17 protein-coding genes and 1 tRNA gene are annotated in these 14,227 nt (G+C 55.6%); 12 read left to right on the top strand and 6 right to left on the bottom strand.

Features of this window, described 5'->3' with window-relative positions; all coding sequences use genetic code 11:
- Positions 1 to 10 precede the first annotated feature (10 nt).
- From ACQE3D_RS02665 to ACQE3D_RS02650, 4 genes are all read left to right on the top strand, one after another.
- On the top strand, positions 11 to 778 hold the full coding sequence (locus tag ACQE3D_RS02665) for a calcium-binding protein (protein ID WP_313729187.1): 768 nt from the start codon (positions 11 to 13) through the stop codon (positions 776 to 778).
- A gap of 26 nt (positions 779 to 804) precedes the next feature.
- A complete protein-coding gene (locus ACQE3D_RS02660; RefSeq protein ID WP_313729188.1) occupies positions 805 to 1,113 on the top strand; it encodes a hypothetical protein in 309 nt (102 codons plus the stop codon).
- A gap of 445 nt (positions 1,114 to 1,558) precedes the next feature.
- On the top strand, positions 1,559 to 2,677 hold the full coding sequence (locus ACQE3D_RS02655; protein ID WP_313729189.1) for a tyrosine-type recombinase/integrase: 1,119 nt from the start codon (positions 1,559 to 1,561) through the stop codon (positions 2,675 to 2,677).
- Positions 2,678 to 2,692: 15 nt separating this feature from the next.
- Positions 2,693 to 3,055, top strand: coding sequence for a DUF1640 domain-containing protein (locus tag ACQE3D_RS02650; protein WP_281022131.1), 363 nt, complete (start codon positions 2,693 to 2,695; stop codon positions 3,053 to 3,055).
- A gap of 326 nt (positions 3,056 to 3,381) precedes the next feature.
- Here ACQE3D_RS02650 and ACQE3D_RS02645 read toward each other — a convergent pair whose 3' ends face one another.
- From ACQE3D_RS02645 to flgA, 6 genes are all read right to left on the bottom strand, one after another.
- Positions 3,382 to 4,737, bottom strand: a complete 1,356-nt coding sequence (locus tag ACQE3D_RS02645) for an IS1182 family transposase (RefSeq protein WP_313729190.1) — start codon at positions 4,735 to 4,737, stop codon at positions 3,382 to 3,384.
- A gap of 373 nt (positions 4,738 to 5,110) precedes the next feature.
- Positions 5,111 to 5,187, bottom strand: a tRNA-Arg gene (locus ACQE3D_RS02640).
- 32 nt (positions 5,188 to 5,219) lie between these two features.
- Positions 5,220 to 6,002, bottom strand: a complete 783-nt coding sequence (locus ACQE3D_RS02635; protein ID WP_313729191.1) for a flagellar brake protein — start codon at positions 6,000 to 6,002, stop codon at positions 5,220 to 5,222.
- A gap of 34 nt (positions 6,003 to 6,036) precedes the next feature.
- Positions 6,037 to 6,531 carry a flagella synthesis protein FlgN gene (locus ACQE3D_RS02630; protein WP_071154959.1) on the bottom strand — a complete coding sequence of 165 codons (495 nt, stop codon included), beginning with the start codon at positions 6,529 to 6,531 and terminating at the stop codon, positions 6,037 to 6,039.
- A 4-nt stretch (positions 6,532 to 6,535) separates the two neighbouring features.
- The gene (flgM, locus tag ACQE3D_RS02625) at positions 6,536 to 6,844 is read right to left on the bottom strand and encodes a flagellar biosynthesis anti-sigma factor FlgM (RefSeq protein WP_064023952.1); all 309 of its coding nucleotides are present in this window, start codon (positions 6,842 to 6,844) and stop codon (positions 6,536 to 6,538) included.
- 69 nt (positions 6,845 to 6,913) lie between these two features.
- Positions 6,914 to 7,597, bottom strand: a complete 684-nt coding sequence (gene flgA / locus ACQE3D_RS02620) for a flagellar basal body P-ring formation chaperone FlgA (RefSeq protein WP_313729192.1) — start codon at positions 7,595 to 7,597, stop codon at positions 6,914 to 6,916.
- 120 nt (positions 7,598 to 7,717) lie between these two features.
- Between flgA and ACQE3D_RS02615 the strand changes: the two genes are divergently transcribed.
- The 8 genes from ACQE3D_RS02615 (at position 7,718) to flgF (ending at position 14,187) form a co-directional block, all read left to right on the top strand.
- Positions 7,718 to 8,650, top strand: a complete 933-nt coding sequence (locus ACQE3D_RS02615) for a chemotaxis protein (protein WP_064023950.1) — start codon at positions 7,718 to 7,720, stop codon at positions 8,648 to 8,650.
- A gap of 39 nt (positions 8,651 to 8,689) precedes the next feature.
- Positions 8,690 to 9,547: a CheR family methyltransferase gene (locus ACQE3D_RS02610; protein WP_064023949.1), complete on the top strand. Its 858-nt coding sequence runs from the start codon at positions 8,690 to 8,692 to the stop codon at positions 9,545 to 9,547.
- Between the two features lie 150 nt (positions 9,548 to 9,697).
- On the top strand, positions 9,698 to 10,225 hold the full coding sequence (locus ACQE3D_RS02605) for a hypothetical protein (RefSeq protein ID WP_064023948.1): 528 nt from the start codon (positions 9,698 to 9,700) through the stop codon (positions 10,223 to 10,225).
- 293 nt (positions 10,226 to 10,518) lie between these two features.
- The gene (flgB, locus tag ACQE3D_RS02600) at positions 10,519 to 10,914 is read left to right on the top strand and encodes a flagellar basal body rod protein FlgB (protein ID WP_064023947.1); all 396 of its coding nucleotides are present in this window, start codon (positions 10,519 to 10,521) and stop codon (positions 10,912 to 10,914) included.
- 2 nt (positions 10,915 to 10,916) lie between these two features.
- The gene (gene flgC / locus ACQE3D_RS02595) at positions 10,917 to 11,333 is read left to right on the top strand and encodes a flagellar basal body rod protein FlgC (protein WP_064023940.1); all 417 of its coding nucleotides are present in this window, start codon (positions 10,917 to 10,919) and stop codon (positions 11,331 to 11,333) included.
- A gap of 10 nt (positions 11,334 to 11,343) precedes the next feature.
- Entirely contained in the window at positions 11,344 to 12,033 is a 690-nt protein-coding gene (locus ACQE3D_RS02590) for a flagellar hook assembly protein FlgD (protein WP_064023939.1), read from the top strand.
- Between the two features lie 12 nt (positions 12,034 to 12,045).
- Positions 12,046 to 13,377 (top strand): flagellar hook protein FlgE, encoded by a 1,332-nt coding sequence (flgE, locus tag ACQE3D_RS02585; protein WP_064023938.1) that lies wholly within the window; start codon positions 12,046 to 12,048, stop codon positions 13,375 to 13,377.
- A 66-nt stretch (positions 13,378 to 13,443) separates the two neighbouring features.
- Positions 13,444 to 14,187 carry a flagellar basal-body rod protein FlgF gene (gene flgF, locus ACQE3D_RS02580; protein ID WP_064023937.1) on the top strand — a complete coding sequence of 248 codons (744 nt, stop codon included), beginning with the start codon at positions 13,444 to 13,446 and terminating at the stop codon, positions 14,185 to 14,187.
- Positions 14,188 to 14,227 lie beyond the last annotated feature (40 nt).

The raw sequence follows: 14,227 nt of genomic DNA, 5'->3' as shown, positions 1-14,227 counted from the left end.
CACCGACACCTTGAGCAATTTCGAGAATCTGACCGGTAGTAGCCTGAACGACACGCTGACCGGTAACAGCGGCAACAACGTGATGATTGGCAGCCTCGGCGACGACGTGATGGACGGCGGCGCGGGTACCGATACGGCGTCCTATGCCGGAAATTCGACGGCGGTCACTGTCAATCTCGGCTTGACGGTAGCACAAAACACCGTCGGCGCCGGCACCGATACGCTGAGCAATTTCGAGAATCTGACCGGTAGTAGCCTCAACGACACCTTGACCGGCAATGGCGGCGGCAACATCATCGAAGGCGGCGCTGGTAACGACATCCTGGACGGCGCAGCCGGTACCGACACTGCGTCTTACAGTAGCGCCTCCAGCGCGGTGACCGTCAATCTGGGACTGGTTGTCGCGCAAAATACCGGCGGCGCGGGAACCGATACCTTGAGCAACTTCGAGAACTTGACCGGCAGCAATTACAACGACACGTTGATCGGTAACAGTGGTAACAACGTGATGACCGGCGGTTCGGGCAACGACACGCTGGATGGCGCCGCCGGTACCGATACGGTTTCCTACAGCAGCGCCTCCAGCGCGGTGACCGTCAACCTGGGCCTGATCGTCGCGCAAAACACCGGCGGAGCGGGTACCGATACCCTGAGCAACTTTGAGAATCTGAGCGGCAGCGGCTACAACGACACCTTAGCCGGAAACGGCGGCAACAACTCGATCAGCGGCGGCAGCGGCAACGATGTCATTAATGGCGGCTGGGCAATGACATTCTGAACGGCGGCGCCGGTACCGATCTGTTCGTGTTCGATACCGCGTTGAACGCGTTGACCAACAACGACTTAATCTCGGATTTCAGCGTCGTTGACGACACCTTGCGGCTGGACAACGCGATTTTCGCGGCGTTTACCGCGACCGGTAACATCGCGGCCGATCAATTCAGGTCAGGCGCCGGCGCGACCGCGCTGGACGCCAACGACTACCTGATCTACGACACCAACGACGGCAGCCTTTACTACGACGCCGACGGCAACGGCGTCGGCGCCCGAGTCGAGTTTGTGTCGCTGACCGGCATTCCGGCTTTGACGGCGGCGGATTTCAATATCGTCTAACGGGATTGACGCCGATTTTGCAAACTTTTTTGGCGTCGCGACGAATCGAAATCGGCGCGATTTTTCGCGGCGCCACATACCCGAATGGTTATAAACACTTCAAGCCATTGTTTTATATGACGTCCCGGAGACGGTTCGAACGTCCGACCTGTCCCTTATGAGTGCGCTTCAAATCAAAAGCCACCACAAAGCACAACAAAACGTAACAATAAAAATCAAACACTTACTCACAAACATCTTGGCCTAGCGTTTGTCACTTCTTATGGATTTTGTGGCTTAGTGTGACGTGAGTGTGACGCTGCAGTATACTTAAACCCGCAAACAAAACGGGCCTGATGACGCTACCAACATCATCAAGCCCTAACCGATACACTTAACGGACAGGGTTAAGCAATGGCTGAGGGCATCATACCAAAACGCCGATTGCTGTCCCATAGGCGGCAACATGGCAAACATACGCAAGCGCACCACCAAAACCGGCGAGACTTACTATACGGTGCAAATTAGGCTGAAAGGCTGTCCACCACAAAACGAAAGTTTTAACCGCCTGACCGATGCGCGCAAGTGGGCACAATTAACGGAAGCTGCAATCAAGGAGGGGCGGCACTTCAAAACAGCCGAAGCAAAAAAGCACACGGTCGCGGATATGATAGACCGGTATGCAACCGACGTAGCCCCCAACAAATTCAAACCTAACGAGCTGCGCATACGCGGCCCGATTCTCGAATGGTGGAAATCTGAAATAGGCTACCTTCGCCTGTCCGATTTGAGCATAACGGATTTTGTTACCTGCCGGGATAAGCTAGTAAACCACGGCGGCAATAAAGGCAGGCCGCTAGCCGCTGCAACCGTCAAACGCCACTTTGTCGCAATCGGTCACGTTTTGAAAATATGTCATTTAGAATGGCGCTGGATTGAGAAAAACCCGCTCAAGGATGGCATCATTGAAATGCCGGAACTGCCGCGCGGTATCGTTCGGTTTTTGGATGACGGCGAACTATCCAGGCTAACGGCGGCATGTAAGGAGTCGCCAAACGAATTGCTTTACCCCGCCTTTGTGTTGGCTATCTCTACAGGCATGCGGCAATCGGAAACCATGAACCTGTACTGGCGGGAACCGGAAAGCCCGCCAACAGAAACCGCTTGGGGCGTGGTCAATCTCTCCGAATCTTGCATCATTCTGCATGCAACCAAAAACGGCGACCGGCGGCGCGTACCATTAGCCAATCAAGCGTTGGCCGAGCTGCAAAAACGGAGCAAGGTTAGACGATTGGACACAGCGCTAGTCTTTCCCTCCCCCACACACCCACACAAGCCCATCGAGCTAAAAAAGGCGTGGTTGAAAGCCTTACAACGCGCCGAGGTGAATAATTTTCGCTGGCACGACTTGAGACATTGCACAGCATCTTATTTGGCAATGGGCGGCGCGTCCATGGTCGATATTGCCGCCGTCCTTGGTCACCGTACCCTGGACATGGTGAAGCGTTACGCGCACCTGTCCGACGCCCATATTGCCGGCGTAGTCGAACGCATGAACAGCCGGATATTCGGCGCTAACCCTTAATCTACTGGAACAACCATGAACGCTATTCCATTTGATACCCTGCAATTTGCCAATCGTCTTAAATCGGTAGGTTTCAGCGAAGAACAAGCACAGGTATTAACCGAATTGCAACGCACCGCCACCGACAACACGCTTGAGCAGGCCCGTCACGATTATCACCTTGACGACGTAGCCACCAAGCGTGACCTGAAAGAAATGGAAACCGCATTACGTCACGAAACCGAGTTGTTAAGAGCCGAGACCGGGCGCATGATTGCCGAAACCAATCAACGGATTGCCGAAACCAAGGCCGATTTAACCCGCTGGATTATTGGCGCGGGGTTTCTGCAAACCAGTTTGATTATTGGCGTATTGCTAAAAATCGCCCACCTGATTTAACGCTATGAGAACTCGCCACGATGACATTAGAACTCGACGACGAAACCGCTGGCGTACTGGCCGAGCAATAGCACCTAGGCCCTGCCCAACCGGTTAAAACCACACTACTCGACCACCTGGAAGATAGCCAAGACACCAAGCGCGCAGAAGCGGCCTATCGGCATTACCTAGGAGCCTGTCGGACTTAACTTACCAGCACATCTGTTGTCATCCAGCTCAGCGAAGACGGCGGTCGAAGGAAGGATTTGCCACTGGTTAGGCGAGCGTTTTGGCGTTGGATTCCGATAACGCCAATCGAGCCTTTTGCTGACCAATCGTTTCGACCATTAGACGCCCCTCGCCAAGATATGCATCCGTTTCAAGTTGAAGGCCATGGTCACCAGTTTCCACTCACCGGTGACCGCATCCAGACCGCGTAAGGAGAATTGGCGAAAGCCGAGTACCTGTTTGATGATCCCGAACACGGGTTCCACCGTGCATTTGCGCTTGGCATAACGGGCTTTGCCTTCGCGGGTTTTCAAGTACCAAGCCATCTTTTCCAGCGGATCGTCGCCAGTCGGTTCCGGCGCATCCGGGGCTAAACGTTCCGCCAACGGCCGATGATGACTGTCACGGCCCATGGCGATTAAAGGTTCGATCCGGTTTCGTTCGCAAGCCTGGACGTTGGCGGCACTGAAGTAGCCGGTGTCCGCCAGTAGGGCTTCGGCTTGGCCCAAGGCGTCGGGCAGTTTTTTCAGTTCGGCCAGCATCGGCTCAACTTGTTGTTTGTCGTTGGTCTGCTGCGTGACCGTGGTGGCCACGATCAGCATCGTATCGACATCGACGGCGGCCTGACTGTTGTAGCCTTGCACAAAGCCTTCGTGACTCGGCAGGATGCGCGATTCCTCGTCGGTCAGGTTGATTTGATCGTCGGGCTTGGGGCCGGCTACCGGCGCCTTGGGTTCCGGGCCTCGCGGCTTTTGGCCAGCTTGCCGCTGGGCTTCCCGGCGGGACACCTTGTCCTCGTATGCCTGTTCGGCTTGCGCGTCGCGCGGTTTGGCCCGCTCGGCGATCTTGGCTTTCGCTTCACGCAAGGCTTTCAGCCGGTCTTCCCGCCGCGCCAATTCGTCCGGCAGATCAAGGCCGTCCCGGTCGTCCACCGCGTCGGTTTCGTCGGCCTTTTGCAGTAAGGCCTGAACTTCGTCTCGTAGCTGTGCTTCGAGCTTTTCGATATGGCTGTGGGACAAGGCCTTGTGCTTGGAGGCATTCGCTTTGAGCTTGGTGCCGTCCAACGCGATTTGCCCCAGCTTCACCAACTTCATCGCTTGCGCCAGACTCAGCACTTGGACGAACAGGTCTTCCAACTCGACCAGGAACGTCTTGCGGAAGTGAGCCAGGGTATCGTGATCGGGATGGGTATCACCAGACAAGAAACGAAACGCCACCGAATCGTAGGTGGCCCGTTCGATCTTCCGGCTGGAAAACACGCCGGTGGCGTACCCATAGACCAGCAGTGCCAATAATATCGCCGGATGGTGCGCCGCCGAACCCCGACCTTGATAGCGGCTCGTCAACCGGCTTAAATCCAACTGCTCGATGACTTCGACGACAAAACGCGCCAAGTGATCCTCCGGCAACCATTCGTCCACCGAGGGGGGTAATAGATAGACTTGATGGCGGTTGACAGGAATGAATCGACTCATCAAGGGCTCTCCCGGTTGCTGGTTCTTTCTATACCACCTATTTTATCTAACCAAGTTACCGAAGGGACTATTGGCTTTTAAGTCCGACAGGCTCCTAGACAGCGGCAAAGTTACCCTTAGTCGATGAGCGCTAAGATTTCCTGGAGAGGGTAATGGAAGTATCTGACCTGTCCATTTGGATTGAAACCCTTAACTTTGCAATTTCGGCGGGAAAGCGAGCGTTTGAAGCCAAGCCATCTAACCGAATTGGTTAGCGTTTATTAAGTAGAGAAATTCGATAGGTTTTTGAGGATTTTTATTTCTTAGCGTGACGTAAGTGTGACGCAGAGCGTTTTAAGATTTGAATAATCAGCACACAACATTAGGATATATATGGCGTCCCGGAGACGATTCGAACGTCCGACCTGTCCCTTAGGAGGGGACCGCTCTATCCTGCTGAGCTACCGGGACTTAGACCGCGAATTTTAACACAGCCCTTTTGATTAGGACTTTTGTTTTCGGATTTCCACCCGCTCCAGGGAGGTGATGAAATACGACAGCTTGGATTGACTTTTGGATGACAGACTCTCGAAGAATCCACCGATTTGAACCTTGCTGGAACTCTGCCCTATAGGCTTGACGAAACGGACGATCAAGTCGAAATCCATCGCGTAATCCTCGAACTGAATCTGGCAACCCTTGATTTTGTCGCCGCGTTGGACCCGCGCCCGATTGGCGGGAATGTTAATGCCGGCACCGCCGCGCGACAAATCGAACAAATATCCGCCGATCGACATGCTGGTGCGCTGGACAATGCCGTTGAACGGAATTTCCAGAGTAGCAATCTCCAAGCGCGGCGAGCGGCGGCGTTGCGGATAAAAAATTCGATCCGGAAACGGTGCCTTGTAATAGCTGATCCCGCGCATATGGCCGATTTCGATCGCGCTCAGATTGAATGACAAATGAATGCCCTTATGAAAGGTCGATAACTTTAGCGACCGGCTACGCAGTAACAAATCATTGCCATGTTTGGGCACCAACTCGTCGAGAATAATGGCGTTTTTATCGAGCTTGACGCCGAGTATCGAAGAACTGAAGTCTTCCTGACAACCTTCGATTTGTATCGTACACAATGGCGATCCGGTCTCGATTTCGGCCAGCAATTTGGCGATGCGATCCGGGTCCGTCAAAAAATTCGGATTTTCGAACGCGAAAAAATCGCTGTCGTCCGATTCCGGCACCGGCTCATCGGATTTGGCAAACCATTGCTTAAGTTTTTTGAGCATGTAAAACGACCCTACCTTGTAAGCGGATTTCAGTCTACACCGAAATCAAGGTATGAGAAAACAGCTCGCTCCGCGTCGAACCGTCCGGGCCGTAAGTGGCGGCCAACGGCGATTTGCCGCGCAAAATTTGCAGGGATCGTTGAGTGTGGCGACTGAGTAATGCGATGCTTGCGCCGTTCTGCTCGTTGATGGCTTTGCATTGCCGCGAAACCGCCACGATTTGCCGCCAAAGATTCCACGCCTCCAGCACGCTCAGACCGGCGGCCTTCGCTTTTACGAGGTAGTTTTTGACGCCGTCGCCGCCGACGCCGAGTTGTTCGGTGGCCAGCACCTGGCCGAATTGGCGGGTGAATTGATCGAGTTCGGCCACCATCTCTTTTTTCTCGGCGGCAATGCGGGAGATGACATCGGGATCGGCGGCCCGTCCGAGCTGTTCGGCTTCCGCTTTTAACAGCTCGAACAATTTTCCGGTAGCCTTATGGCCGTGAATCAGAAGTTTTTCGGCGATGGGGAAGGTTTTCTCTATCATGGCGTCAGGAACTGTCTGGTAATTTATCCTCGAATTGCATCATTTTGCGAGCAATTCGCTCCGGGTCGAACGAGTAAGTGCCGGATTGCAGCGCCGCGCGAATTTCGGCGACGCGGTCTTCGTTCACGGCGGGCGAGGATGCACTGGTCGCGGCGGCCTCGGCCAAGCCTTGCGCCGTCGCGGTAATGTTGACGGTATCCGTGTCCAGCGCGCTCGCCGACTGGTCTTTGTTGGCTTCGACCAGATCTTTCGCGGCCGTTTTTGCGGGCACCACCGTGCTGAAAGCTTTACCATTGATGGATTCGATAGCCATGGCGACATTCCTAAAAGAGTTTTATCTGGAGCTGTTAGCGGCATCATCATAAATTCCTTTAGGCATCGGTCAAAAATTGACCGTCACTTGTCCGGAACCGACCACGACGGCCTGGATCACCCGTTGCGACGACAGGTTTTTGACACTGATTCTCTGGCCTTCGGTGCCATCGTTCAACGCAGTCCCCATCGCGGTAATCAACATCCCGAACTTGCCCGACTGTATGTTGACCCGCTCGCCGCGTCGGACCAAGGTCGGTTCGGCATAATGTTGACGATTCAGCACGCTGCCGGCGGGGATATTGCGAACCGCTTGTTTGTCGACCACTTGGCTGGCATCGGTCACATAACCGGCCTGCATCATGCCGGCATCGCGGATTTCGAAATTTAGATACTCGGCACGAATCACATCGTTGCGGCGCAACGACTTGTTGAGGATCGCGACCTGTTTGAAGGCCTTGACCATAGCAACGCTGTACACCGTCCAGCCTTTATCAGCCTGGCAACGCACACCAACGGTATTGCGCCCCGGCTTGATCTCACCTGACTGGGCGAAGGCCTGCAGCGGCTGGGCACACATCGGTAGTTGCAAGCGCGGGTCGATCTGGGCGACGACCACTTCGTAGCGGCCGCCAGGCTCCAACGCGGCGCCGACAAACTGGGTCACGCTGTCCCGTATCTCTTGCACCGGCTGGGTTGACGCGGCCGCCGCTTGCCCGGCCGCCAACAGGCTTGCTATTGCTAAGGCTTTCATATTCGCTTGTCGGTTTTTTGACTATGCCGTCAATCTAGCACTAAACATGCCAGCATTTTTTAAAGTAAACCAAGGCAAAGTCGCTATAATTTTGGAACACTGTCATTCCAGGGGAATTTTATGGCCGGAGTCTTAGACGGCGTCGATCAGCGCACTAAATTGGCGGGGCACAACCGTTTCGAACTGCTGCTGTTTAAGCTGACCAGCCAGCAACGCTTCGGGATCAACGTCTTCAAGGTTCAAGAGGTTATTCAATGCCCGCCGTTGACCCAAATTCCCAATTCCCACTCCGTGATTTGCGGCGTCGCCCATTTACGAGGCAAAACTATTCCGGTCCTCGATCTTTCGATGGCCATCGGCATGCGCCCTTTGACCAGAGATGCGGGCTGCTACGTGATCGTGACCGAGTACAATCGCTCGATTCAAGGCTTTCTGGTCGGATCGGTCGATAGAATCATCAATATCGGCTGGGAGCAGGTCAAAGCGCCACCCACCGGCACCGGCAAGGAAAGCTACCTGACCGCCGTCACCGAAGTGGACGGCGAGCTGATCGAAGTGATAGACGTCGAAAAAGTGATGAAGGAAGTCATTGGCGGCCGTGAAGAAGCCGCCGCCGAAAACATTGAAGTCGACATCGCCAGCAAAAACGACCATATTCTGGTCGTCGACGATTCCTCGGTCGCCCGCAATCAAGTCAAGCGCGTGTGTCAGCAAATCGGCCTGGAGTGTACCCTGCTGAAAGACGGGCAGGAGGCTTGGGACCATTTGAGCGATCTGATCGCCGACGGCGTCAAAATCGAGGATCGTTACGCGATGATTATTTCGGATGTGGAAATGCCGCGCATGGACGGCTACACGCTAGCCACCAAAATCAAGGCCGATGCCAACATGAAGCACATCTATCTGATCCTGCACACCTCGTTGAGCGGCGTCTTCAATACCTCGATGGTGCAGAAAGTCGGCGCCAACGAATTCCTCGCGAAATTCGACCCGGATGCCTTGCTGGACTCCATTCAAAAGCAACTTAAACATCAGCATGCCACGCACCATTAACGCCGACCGTTTCCCGGCGTACCACGCTTGACTTCCAGCATGTCCAATCTTATCGGTTCGGCCGGCGGCGAGCCGAATTTAAGCTCGGCCGCTTACCAAAGCATCTGCGAGTTCCTGGACCAGAACTGCGGCATCGTGCTCGGCAACAGCAAGCAATATCTCGCAAAAAGCCGTTTGCTGCCGTTGCTGGTCAAGTTCGAATTAGCGGATTTCAACGAACTTGCTCAAGCCCTGCAATCCGCCGCGTTTTCCTCCGCCAAACTAAAAAGCGCGGTCATCGACGCGATGACCACCAACGAAACCTACTGGTTTCGCGACGACAAACAGTTTTCCGACTTTAAGGACCGGGTATTACCGGAGTTACTGAACCAAAAAAACGGTAGCCTGCGGATTTGGTCGGCGGCGTGTTCTACCGGTCAAGAACCTTACTCGCTGAGCATCTGTGCGCTCGAAGTCCTGCGCGGCACGGGTAAAAACCGCAATATCCAAATTATCGGTACCGATATCTCCGAAACCGTGCTGGCGGACGCCAAACGCGCGGTGTATTCCGAGTTGGCTTTATCGCGCGGCGTGGACAGCGCCACTCAAGCCCGCTACTTCCAAAAGAGTTACGAAGGCTACACGCTCAACGACGACGTCCGCCAACTCGTGCGCTTTCAGCAATTCAATCTGCTTAAATCCTTCGCCGCGCTCGGCCGTTTCGACGTGATATTTTGCCGCAACGTGTTGATTTACTTTTCGGACGCGGTGAAGCGTGACATTATTGGCCGCATGGCCGAGAACTTGGAAACCGGCGGCTATCTGTTTCTGAGCAGCACCGAGTCAATGCCGACCGGTCTCGGCGCGTTTGAACCCGTTCGCAACGGTCAATCAACCTATTTCAAAAAGCGCGGCTGAACCGGGCTTTGACAACCGACCCCGATATCGAGCAGTACTCGATGCACGGGCAGGTTGCCAAACGGCGGCCAGCGTCCAGGCTCGACGGATTCAAGCCAACCGGTATTACTCCCAAAACCCTATTCTCCGCCACACCACCGGACCCGAACCATGACCGACGACGAAATCCCGACCGAAAGCCAGCCCACCAAGCGCCATTTCGGCATCGAACAAACCGTATTCATCCTGCTGATCTTGCTGTCGCTGGTGGGCATTTTTATCACCGACTTCAACCCCGACGACGGCTACGGTTATTGGCTGGCGATGGTCTTCGTGTTCGGACTGCTGTCGATTTTCGTGGCCCGCCTGCGCGCCAAAAGCAACGAAGCGGATCTGGGCAAAATCGTAAAAGCCCAGGCAATGCATTGGCTACATACGATAGTCGTCGTGGCCGCCGCATCCATGTTGAACAAATCCGGCCAAATGGTCGGCGTCTCAAGCGATATGCTGATCCTGCTGATATTGGGCCAATCGACGATGCTGGACGGATATCACATCGGCTGGCAGTTCAGCCTACTCGGCTTCTTTCTGGTCGGCTGCGCATTAATCATCGCTTTCTTCCAGCCCTTCATGTGGATTTGCGCCGGACTGGCGGCTCTCGTCGTCGCCGCGTCCTTCATGCGCTCTCGCGTCGATTGATAGACTTCCCCTAACCGGACACCCCCACCGCCCCCACCAGCCCACGGAATCCCGCGGTGTAACCCGGCCAGCCCCCTCCGCCGGATTCTTGACGCACCTCGCCTAAACGCCGGTCTCAACCCCGCAAAATTGCGCACCGGTCATGCGGAAAAATTTTGCCGCCGCGCGGCAAACGGCAAATTTTGACGCTCGTCCAGACGCCACTCCAGCCAATCCAACTGATTTATTCAGACTTTTTATTTCTGGCATATTTTATGCTGAATACGGGTATCAACTCGAAGAGGCGGCAAACCATGTCAATCAATTTCGACCGAGCATTAGGCGTTCATCCGCAAGCGCTAACCCTACGCGAAAAACGTAGCGAAATTTTGGCGGCGAACCTCGCCAATGCGGACACCCCCGATTACAAAGCCAGGGATCTGGACTTCAAATCGGTATTCCAGCAATCCCTGGCGGACGCTAGCGGCGACCTACGTCGCACCCATCAGGGCCACATGACCGGCCCCAATGCCTTGCTCGGTGCCGAACTGCTGTACCGGACGCCGTATCAAGCCTCTCTGGACGGCAATACCGTCGAGACCAATATCGAACAGGCGAAATACGCCGAAAACGCCGTGCAATACCAAGCCAGTCTGCGCTTCGTCAGCGACGACTTTGCCGGGCTGGTCAGAGCCATCAAGGGAGAATAACCATGTCCTCATTGCGAATCTTCGACGTTGCCGGCAGCGGCATGAATGCGCAAAACCTGCGCCTGAATCTGGTGGCCAGCAACATTTCCAACGCCAGTAGCGTCAGCAGCAGCATCGACCAAGTCTACAAATCGCGGCAGCCGGTGTTTGCGGCCGAATTTCAAAACCAGCTCGACCGCCGAGCCGGCACCACCGGTGTCGAAGTCCGCGGCGTCGTCGAAAGCCAGGCGCAACCGATCATGGAATACGCGCCGAATCATCCGATGGCCGACGAACTAGGCTACATCTATAAACCCAACGTCAACACCATCGAGGAAATGGCCAACATGATGTCGGCCTCGCGCGGCTACGAAAACAACGTTGAGGTGCTTAACACCGCTAAAAACCTAATTCTACAGACCCTGAAGATGGGGCAATGAGGACTAAGCCATGACGACCCTAACGGATACCTTCAACAGTTTGGGACTGGCCACGACCGGCTCGGCCTCAAGCGCCAGCAGCGCGACCAGCAAAAGCCAGTCGTTAAGCCAAAGCGAATTCTTGAAACTGTTAACGACCCAGCTCACCCATCAAGATCCGACCAAACCGATGGACAACGCCGAATTCGTCAGCCAAATGGCGCAGATCAGCGCGGTTTCCGGCATTCAGGAGTTACAAACCTCATTCCAGACCCTGTCGGATTCGTTAAATGCCGACCAAGCCCTGCAGGCGGCCAGCATCGTTGGCCATACCGTCGTGGCACCTGGCTCGCAAGCCTTGCTTAGCGCCGGCGGCAGCGTATCCGGCGAACTCGATATACCCAGCACAGCAACCAGCGTCGGCGTGCAGATCGTCGACCCGGAGACCGGCACGGTGGTTCGGGAACTCGATCTGGGCGCTCAATCGGCCGGAACGCTGAAATTCGAATGGGACGGCAACGACAGCGCCGGCACTCCGGCCGATCCAGGCGTCTACAAAATCAAGGCCTTCGGCTGGCTGGACGGCACCAATACCGCGCTGGATACCAGCATCAACTCCAAGGTAAAAAGCGTCGCCATCGGCAGTAACGGTAGCGGTCTGTCCGTGAATCTGGAAGGTCTAGGCGACATCAAATTCAGCAAAATCAAACAAATTCTTTAAGGAGCAGGCGTCATGGCTTTTACAACAGCACTCAGCGGTTTGAATGCCGCATCCAACAATCTGTCGGTAACCGGCAATAACATCGCCAACTCCAATACGGTGGGTTTCAAGAAATCCCGCTCGGAATTCGCCGACGTCTATGCCGCCAGCCTCGGCGGCGTCAGCAGCACCACGGCCGGCTCTGGCGTCAAGGTCACCAACGTGGCCCAGCAATTCAACCAGGGCAGCTTGTCATTCACCGACAACAATTTGGACCTGGCCATCAGCGGCGAGGGTTTTTTTACGTTAGCGAAAAGCCCTACCGAAACCACCGATTTATCGTACACCCGCGCCGGCGAATTCAAATTGGACAAGGACGGCTATCTGGTCAACAACCAGGGCAAGGCCTTGATGGTGTACGCGCCCAACGGTACCTCGGTGACCGACGGCTTCAGTACCGGCGTCACCCAATCCGTGCAAATCAACACCCTGACCGGCCTGCCCAGCGCCACCGATACCGCTTCGCTAACCGTCAACCTGAACGCCAACGCGGCCACCCCGAGCGTCACCACCTTCGACCCGACCGACAGCAATTCCTATAATTCGCAAACCTCTGTGACGATTTACGACTCGCTCGGTTCGCCGCACATTCTGACCACCTATTTCGTCAAGGGCACGTCAACCGCCAGTTCCACCGACTGGGACGTCTATCACTACATGAGCGAACCGGCCACGCCGACCGCCAAGACGCCGGTCAATGCCGGCACCTACGGTTCGACGGTGTCCGCGCCATCCGACCTAACGGTGCCGCCGACGCCGGCGACAATGACCTTCGACTCCTCGGGCAAATTGACCACCCCATCCAACGGCCGCTTCGCGCTCAGCGCCTACACCATCACGCCTGCCACCGGCGCGTCCGACATCACCGTATCGACGATGGACTATTTCGGGTCCACCCAGGTCCAAGAGAAATTCAGCGTCAACGCGATGACCCAAAACGGTCTGCCTGCCGGACGCCTGACCGGCATCGACATCGACGATGAAGGCGTGATTTTCGCCCGCTTCAGCAACGGCGGCTCGCAAACCATGGGCAAGGTCGCTCTGACCCGTTTTGCCAACACCAACGGCCTGTCCAAACTCGGCGATACCGCCTGGGGTCAAAGCGCCACCTCCGGCGACCCGATCGCCGGCGAAGCCGGTTCCAACAATTTCGGCTTGATTCAATCCGGCGCGCTGGAAAGTTCCAACGTCGATCTATCGGCGCAATTGGTCAATCTGATCGTCGCCCAACAAGCGTATCAAGCCAACGCCCAAACCATCACGACCGAAAACACCATTATGCAGGCCGTCCTCAACATCAGGTAAACACGGCTAGCGCGAGACCAGGCCGGCAAGCGGCGCCGGTCCCGCCTGCTTTTACGGAGATTTCCCATGGACCGCAGCCTTTACATCGCGATGAACGGCGCCAAGCAGACCTTGCTCGCGCAAACCGCCAACGCCAACAATCTCGCCAACACTCAGACCCCAGGCTTCAAGTCCGACTTCGAGCAATTTCGAGCCATGCCGGCGTTCGGACCCGGTTATCCGACCCGCGTTTACGCGATGACCGAACGGCCCGGCAGCGATCTCTCGTCCGGCGCGCTGCAAACCACCGGCAACGAACTCGACGTCGCCATCAACGGCCCCGGCTGGATCTCGGTTACCACGCCGGACGGCAAGGAAGCCTACACCCGCGCCGGCGATCTGCGCATAACGCCCGAAGGTCAACTGCAAACCAGTTCCGGACTCGCTGTCGTCGGCGAAGCCGCGCTCGGCATCACGATACCGCCGGCTCGCAAAATCGACATCGGCGACGACGGCACCATCAACATCGTGCCGCAAGGCGAAAATTCGACCAACACCGTGATCGTCGACAGAATCAAGCTGGTCAATCCCGATCCGGCTTCGCTGGAGAAACGCGAGGACGGCTTGATGCATACCAAGGACGGCGCGGTTCAGACGGCAGACGCGAACGTCGTATTGGTCCAGGGAGCCCTGGAAAACAGCAACGTCAATCCGATGGCGGCGATGGTGGAGATGATCGAACTGTCCAGAAACTTCGATCTGCAAAGCAAGGTCATGAAAACCGCCGACGAAACCGCCAACAGCACTGCCAAGATCATGCAAGTGGCATAGAAGCTGCTTTATCCCTGATAAGACAAAAATTTGTCAGATC

This window comes from Methylomonas sp. MS20, from assembly GCF_050275925.1.
Lineage (GTDB): Bacteria > Pseudomonadota > Gammaproteobacteria > Methylococcales > Methylomonadaceae > Methylomonas > Methylomonas koyamae_A.
The sequence above is the reverse complement of the archived record's forward strand: the minus strand, read 5'-3'. Positions and strand labels throughout refer to the sequence as shown.

Coding starts and splice junctions, on each gene's coding strand:
- ACQE3D_RS02655 (WP_313729189.1), top strand. CDS start 1,559: ATGGCAAACATACGCAAGCGCACCACCAAAACCGGCGAGACTTACTAT.
- ACQE3D_RS02650 (WP_281022131.1), top strand. CDS start 2,693: ATGAACGCTATTCCATTTGATACCCTGCAATTTGCCAATCGTCTTAAA.
- ACQE3D_RS02645 (WP_313729190.1), bottom strand. CDS start 4,737: ATGAGTCGATTCATTCCTGTCAACCGCCATCAAGTCTATCTATTACCC.
- ACQE3D_RS02635 (WP_313729191.1), bottom strand. CDS start 6,002: ATGCTCAAAAAACTTAAGCAATGGTTTGCCAAATCCGATGAGCCGGTG.
- ACQE3D_RS02630 (WP_071154959.1), bottom strand. CDS start 6,531: ATGATAGAGAAAACCTTCCCCATCGCCGAAAAACTTCTGATTCACGGC.
- flgM (WP_064023952.1), bottom strand. CDS start 6,844: ATGGCTATCGAATCCATCAATGGTAAAGCTTTCAGCACGGTGGTGCCC.
- flgA (WP_313729192.1), bottom strand. CDS start 7,597: ATGAAAGCCTTAGCAATAGCAAGCCTGTTGGCGGCCGGGCAAGCGGCG.
- ACQE3D_RS02615 (WP_064023950.1), top strand. CDS start 7,718: ATGGCCGGAGTCTTAGACGGCGTCGATCAGCGCACTAAATTGGCGGGG.
- ACQE3D_RS02610 (WP_064023949.1), top strand. CDS start 8,690: ATGTCCAATCTTATCGGTTCGGCCGGCGGCGAGCCGAATTTAAGCTCG.
- ACQE3D_RS02605 (WP_064023948.1), top strand. CDS start 9,698: ATGACCGACGACGAAATCCCGACCGAAAGCCAGCCCACCAAGCGCCAT.
- flgB (WP_064023947.1), top strand. CDS start 10,519: ATGTCAATCAATTTCGACCGAGCATTAGGCGTTCATCCGCAAGCGCTA.
- flgC (WP_064023940.1), top strand. CDS start 10,917: ATGTCCTCATTGCGAATCTTCGACGTTGCCGGCAGCGGCATGAATGCG.
- ACQE3D_RS02590 (WP_064023939.1), top strand. CDS start 11,344: ATGACGACCCTAACGGATACCTTCAACAGTTTGGGACTGGCCACGACC.
- flgE (WP_064023938.1), top strand. CDS start 12,046: ATGGCTTTTACAACAGCACTCAGCGGTTTGAATGCCGCATCCAACAAT.
- flgF (WP_064023937.1), top strand. CDS start 13,444: ATGGACCGCAGCCTTTACATCGCGATGAACGGCGCCAAGCAGACCTTG.